We start from the raw sequence: 5336 nt of genomic DNA, 5'->3' as shown, positions 1-5336 counted from the left end.
GCGCGAGCGCCTGGAGAAGCTCGGCATCACACCGCTCCGCGCCTGCGAGCGGGGCATTGCGGCAGGGGCCCAGCACAAGGCGCGGACGGGCTCTGTGGTGGCCCCCAGGGCCCATGTGGAGACGCTGGAGGACGGCGTCGAGGTCAGACTCGCGGTGTGGCTGCCCAACAGCAGGTGTGCCGAGCTCACCCCCGGCCAGCTCCAGCAGCTCGCCGACCTGGGGCTCGACTGGGTCGCGTAAAGGACCCGGCCGCCGGGACGGGGCCGTTCACCCCGCGCTCGGATTGGGGGGAACGGTGGACGGACCATGCGGTCATAGCCTCCAGGAGCCCCGGGGTCGCGTTCGGGCATGCGTCCGGGGTGGGTGAGTCGGTGAGCCGGCCGTGCGCCGCCTGGGCGAGCCACTCGGCCCACCGGGGGATGAACTCGTCCAGGTCCCCCACGACGAGCGGGATGAAACGGCCAGACCACCTGCTGCACCGTCACCCGGGGCCGACGGCGGCACGTGATTCGTGGTGCGGCCTGAGCGTGAAGCGCGGTGTGGCTCAGTGGGCTGTCCATGAAGGCGGTCTCGAACCACTAATACTGGTCTACGGCGCGCGGCCACGCCAGGCCGCGGTCCCCCTGGCACACACCGCCACCCCCCGGTCACCATCCCGCACACAAACCCGCAGGCACCGAAACCCACACCGGTACTCAACCCACAGTGCGCCACCAGGCACACCGGGCACACCGGCGAGCGGAACAGACGGCGAGAGATGACAACCGACGAACCGCGTTCCTGACCCACGAGCGAAACCAGCCCACAGGCCCCGCCACGCTGGCCCACTGCACCTACCTGAAGAACTCTGCTACCAGATCCTCCCGGCCACGCCCCACCCACACCGCGCACAGCACCCCCACCCACCAAAACCAGCAACTCATGCAGGGGACCGCGCCCCTCCCCCAAACCCGAGCACCCGGTGCCAGATCGCGTCGGATCGCGCGGTGCACGGGTGGTCAGCTCACGGTGGACCGCCACGACGTTCCCCTTCCCCACTGCCAGCAGGCGGCGGACCTGCGGAGTGACGATGAACCGCTCACCGCGCTGGACTCGCGAACCAGGCCAGGCGGCTGCGGACTCATCACGCTCGGCCGCGGCCAACCACCTCCAAAGCCCGGACGAACATGACGCAGGCTCAGCGTTTCTTCCCCGTGCGAGGCAAGCAGCCGGCGAACCGTAGACCGCGCAGCGCCCCAAGGACACTGCAGGTGTGTGGACCACCTGGGCGCCCGGTACCAGGACCGGGACCTGCGCCAGATGCTTCTGCTTCCGCAGAAACACCTGCCCGCCGCCGCCCTTCTCGGCCACGACGTTCAGGCCCAGCTCGCTGAGCGGATCCGGCCGGCACGGCTCGGCCGCCTCAAGCTCCCGCCCGGTCAGCAACGCCCGCCCCGTCCGACGGCACCCAGGCCCCGCCATCGGCAGCGACCAGCCGACGCCTCAACCCAGTGACGTCCCCGCCCACTTCGCCCAGCAGCGCCCGCACCACAGTCCGACACCCCGCTCCGACCAGCGCCACACCGCGGGCCCCGAGACACCCTCCATCTCAGCCACCGCACGCACATACCGGGTCGACAGCCAACCTCACACCTCAAGACAGCGACCAACCCCCTATAAAGGCCCCTGACCAGCACCGTTATACCTCCGAGCAGAACACCACCTACCGACTCTCACCACCACCGACCCCAAACCAAGAGATCGCAGGGGAGGAACGGTCAGGACACTCCGTTACGGGGACTTCCGAGTACGTCGATTGCGCCGTACGCGGTATATGGTCATTTGCAGCGCTATAGCCGCATTCTTGATGCCAGCTCATCTGCTGTCGTGAAACGCCGAGCTCTGGCGACGCTAATAGCGTGGTGGGAGGCGAAGACTAGGCACAGGGAGGTGCCCGATGAAAGCGATTGTGGTGACGGACGAGGCCGCAGGAACGGCTGGGATGACGCTGGCGGAGCGGCCGGAGCCGGAGGCGACCGGGAACGATGTCCTCGTCGAGGTACATGCGTCGGGATTCACCCCCGGCGAGCTGACATGGCCCGGGACCTGGACCGATCGCCTTGGGCGGGACCGCACGCCGTCGATCCCCGGCCACGAGGTGGCTGGCGTGGTCAGCGCGCTCGGCTATGGCACGAGAGGGCTGTCGGTGGGACAGCGGGTGTTCGGCCTCGCGGACTGGACTCGCGACGGCACCCTGGCGGAGTACGTGGCTATCGAGGCGCGTAACGTCGCGCCGCTGCCAGGCGATGTGGATTTCACGGTGGGGGCGAGCCTGCCGATCTCGGGCCTGACCGCGTGGCAGGGACTGTTCGTGCACGGCCGCTTCCAGGTGGGGCAGAGCGTTCTCGTGCATGGTGCGGCCGGTGGAGTCGGTTCGATGGTGACCCAGCTCGCCAAAGAGGCCGGCGCCTACGTCATCGGCACCGGACGTGCCGCCGACCGGCAGACCGCACTCGACTTCGGCGCGCAGGAGTTCGTCGACCTCGACAACGACGCCCTGAAGGACATCGGCGGAGTGGACCTGGTTTTCGACGTTATCGGCGGCGACATCGGGAAGGATTCTGCGGGTCTGGTTCGAGCCGGGGGAACGCTGGTGACGATCGCCGGCCCGCCCGAGGCACGGCCGACGGACGGCCTGGCGATCGACTTCGTCGTCGAGGCCGACCGCGCGCAGCTGGGCGAGGTCGTCCAGCGAGTGCGGGACGGACGAGTACGGACAAACATCGGCCACGTCGCGACCCTCGACGACGCCGTTGCCGCCTTCAACCCGACAGAGCGGATCAAGGGCAAGACCATCATCCGCGTTCGTCCATAGGGCGCGAGGCTGGGCGAGCAGGTGCGGATCGATGTCCCCATGAATGCGTGTCTGCCTGCCGCGGAACAGATCCAGCGCCCAGCCTGCGGCTACATACCAGGGCGTGCCGATCCCGGCCAACTGCTGCGCGACCTCGCTCGGAGTCCAACAGGATGACCACCTGGTGTGGAGGGCTTTGATCTCGTCGGGTGACAGCTCGATGCCGCCGCCGGGCACTGCCGGGCCTGTCCCCGCGGGAGCGCATCGGGGTGGTTGGCGTAGGTGGCGGCGGTGTTGCGCAGTTCCTTGCGGGGCGGCGGCGAGAGGGGAGCGGTAGGAGGAGGCGTGGATGCTGTTGTCGCAGGAGCAGCGTTTCTCTGGCAGTTCGGGAGACGCGGGCGCACGCCGATGAGGCCCGAATTGAGGTAAGGCCGAGGCGGATCAACCGTTGGGCGTACCGCTTCATCGGCCGGAGGGGGGAGAGGGGTCGGCCCGCAGAGCGATCCTCGGCGCCCCCCTGACTGCGATCTTTATGAGGAACGGGCCGACCGTGAGCCCACTGAGACTGAGGACCGCACATGCAGTCGCTTCTGCACGCCGAAGCACCCGCCGCCGCTCGACCCGGGCGGGTTCGCGCCGCGTGGCGGGCGGCCCACGAGCCTGTCGCGGGAGTGTCTCGGCGGACGCGCCTGGCCGCCTACGCTGTGCCGTTCACCGTCCTGCCCGCCGGCATCTGGCGGCTCGCGGTCGCGTTCGACGACGAGATCGGGCTCGGCGAGCGGGCGTACGTCGTCTTCCTGTCGGTCCTGTCCGAGATCCTCGCGTTCACCGCGATCGGCCTGGTCGCCCGCTGGGGCGAGGTGTTCCCGTGCTGGGTACCGTTCCTGCGCGGCCGCCGGGTCCCGGCGAGGTCGGCGGTCGTCCTGGCCGCCATCGGCGCCGCGGTCCTCACGCTCCTGTGGACGGTGCTCTTCCCCGCCACCCAGATCATGGACGTCACGCTGCGAGGTGACGATCTGCCCGATACCTTCCCCAGCCAGGCCGGTGGCTGGGAGGCCGCCTGGTTCTACCTCTGCTACGCGCCGCTGATCCTGTGGGGCCCGCTGCTGGCCATGCTGACCGTCGCGTACGGGAGACGCCGCCGTCTGGCCGAGGTCGTGCCGGCGGTGGCCTGAGCGTCGGAGGTGACCCTCAGCAACCGTCTTGATGTCGATCCGAGGCGTGTCAGGTCCGCCATGCGAGGCATCACGTGGAAGTGCACATGCGCCAAGGTCTTGATGCAGCCCGTCACAGCGTGGAGCGCCCGGGACAACCGCACCTGCCACGTTCCCTGCGTTGTCGCCTCGGCGTCGGTGAGTTCATGGATCGCCGTGACGTGGCGGCGGGGCAGCAGGACCAGCCAGCCGGGAAGTGCGGTGTCGTCATAGCCGGATCGTAGGGTAGCCGTCGCCCGCCTCGGGCCGTGCAGCGGGGAGAGCCTGGCCCTGCTGCGCGTCCGCGGGGGCGTGCTGACGTCGCAGACGCTCGGGAATGATGACACCGGCGGATCCGGGGTCATGTCACGTGTCGCCGGGTTGGGTGGAGGTGTCTTTGCGGTCTTCGGCTTGCGGGGCAGGCTTCCAGTCGTGGACGAGGAGCCCGAGCAGCACCTCGTCCAGGAACTGGCCCATCACCCAGGCCGAGGAGCGCAGTACGCCCTCGCGGATGAAGCCGTTGCGCTCGGCGGCGCCCAGCATCGCGGCGTTGTCCGACAGCGTCTCGATCTGCAGCCGCTGCAGGCCGCGCACGACGAAGCCGTAGAGGCACAGCACCGCGACCACGTCGGTGCCGTAGCCCTTGCCTCGGAAGGACGGCCGCAACCCCAGCCCGATGTGCGCGGACCGGTTGTGGTTGTCGATGTCCCACAGCGACGCGGTGCCGACCAGCGTGCCGCCCTCCAGTTCCACCACGGAGAACGGGACGTGCCGCTGCTCCTTGTCGTCCACCACGAGCGGCGAGTCCTTCGAGCCGGGCGTGATCGGCCGCCACGGCCCGCCTTCGGCCCGCGAGGCGTTGACCACGTCGTCGTAGAGCTCGGGCTTCAGGATCGGGATGTCGTCCTCGTGCCGGGCCCTGAGCCCGACCTTGCTGCCCTTTAGCATGCACGCTTCCTATCCGACCGGGCTGGCCGGCGGCAAACGAGAAAGAGGTCGTCTCGGTGGGAGGCGCCGGCGATGCCGACGAGAACCTAACGGAGCGCAGAACACGGCCGGCCGTGTTCTGACGGACAGGCACGGGATCGTCGAAGGTGACGGTGATCTGAAGGGGGCGCGGAATCGAGCGCGAACCGGTTGTGCCGGGCGATCCACGGGTCGAGAAGGGTATCCACGACGAGGGAAGGCGAGTTGTCCCGGTAACCGGCCAGGGAGTCGGCGGGCAGTGAGCGGACCCGGACGCGACCGTGGCGGCGGGGGCGGCCCGGGCGGTCTGCTGCTGCTCGGCGTCCTCGCTCGGGCGGGGGTC

4 protein-coding genes and 1 pseudogene are annotated in these 5336 nt (G+C 69.4%); 3 read left to right on the top strand and 2 right to left on the bottom strand.

All coding sequences use genetic code 11. From position 1 onward, the window contains the following. Both ADY01_RS41085 and ADY01_RS32090 read left to right on the top strand, forming a co-directional pair. The coding region (locus ADY01_RS41085; RefSeq protein WP_049580256.1) for a hypothetical protein at positions 1-241 on the top strand (241 nt) is incomplete at its 5' end. 1696 nt (positions 242-1937) lie between these two features. Beyond that, positions 1938-2855, top strand: coding sequence for an NADP-dependent oxidoreductase (locus ADY01_RS32090; RefSeq protein WP_049580254.1), 918 nt, complete (start codon positions 1938-1940; stop codon positions 2853-2855). A gap of 39 nt (positions 2856-2894) precedes the next feature. Here the strand turns inward: ADY01_RS32090 and ADY01_RS41955 are convergent. After that, positions 2895-3071 (bottom strand): annotated as a pseudogene (locus tag ADY01_RS41955) (hypothetical protein); the annotation flags it as partial. Between the two features lie 341 nt (positions 3072-3412). On the opposite strand from ADY01_RS41955, the gene ADY01_RS32085 reads away from it, so the two are divergent. Further along, complete coding sequence (locus ADY01_RS32085) at positions 3413-4009, top strand: hypothetical protein (RefSeq protein ID WP_049580253.1); 597 nt, start codon at positions 3413-3415, stop codon at positions 4007-4009. A 384-nt stretch (positions 4010-4393) separates the two neighbouring features. Here the strand turns inward: ADY01_RS32085 and ADY01_RS32080 are convergent, their stop codons facing one another. Further along, complete coding sequence (locus ADY01_RS32080) at positions 4394-4975, bottom strand: GNAT family N-acetyltransferase (RefSeq protein WP_049580252.1); 582 nt, start codon at positions 4973-4975, stop codon at positions 4394-4396. Between the last annotated feature and the right edge of the window lie 361 nt (positions 4976-5336).

The organism is Streptomyces sp. SBT349, from assembly GCF_001083795.1.
In the GTDB taxonomy this organism is placed as follows: Bacteria; Actinomycetota; Actinomycetes; order Streptomycetales; family Streptomycetaceae; genus Streptomyces.
The sequence above is the reverse complement of the archived record's forward strand: the minus strand, read 5'-3'. Positions and strand labels throughout refer to the sequence as shown.

Coding starts and splice junctions, on each gene's coding strand:
- ADY01_RS32090 (WP_049580254.1), top strand. CDS start 1,938: ATGAAAGCGATTGTGGTGACGGACGAGGCCGCAGGAACGGCTGGGATG.
- ADY01_RS32080 (WP_049580252.1), bottom strand. CDS start 4,975: ATGCTAAAGGGCAGCAAGGTCGGGCTCAGGGCCCGGCACGAGGACGAC.
- ADY01_RS32085 (WP_049580253.1), top strand. CDS start 3,413: ATGCAGTCGCTTCTGCACGCCGAAGCACCCGCCGCCGCTCGACCCGGG.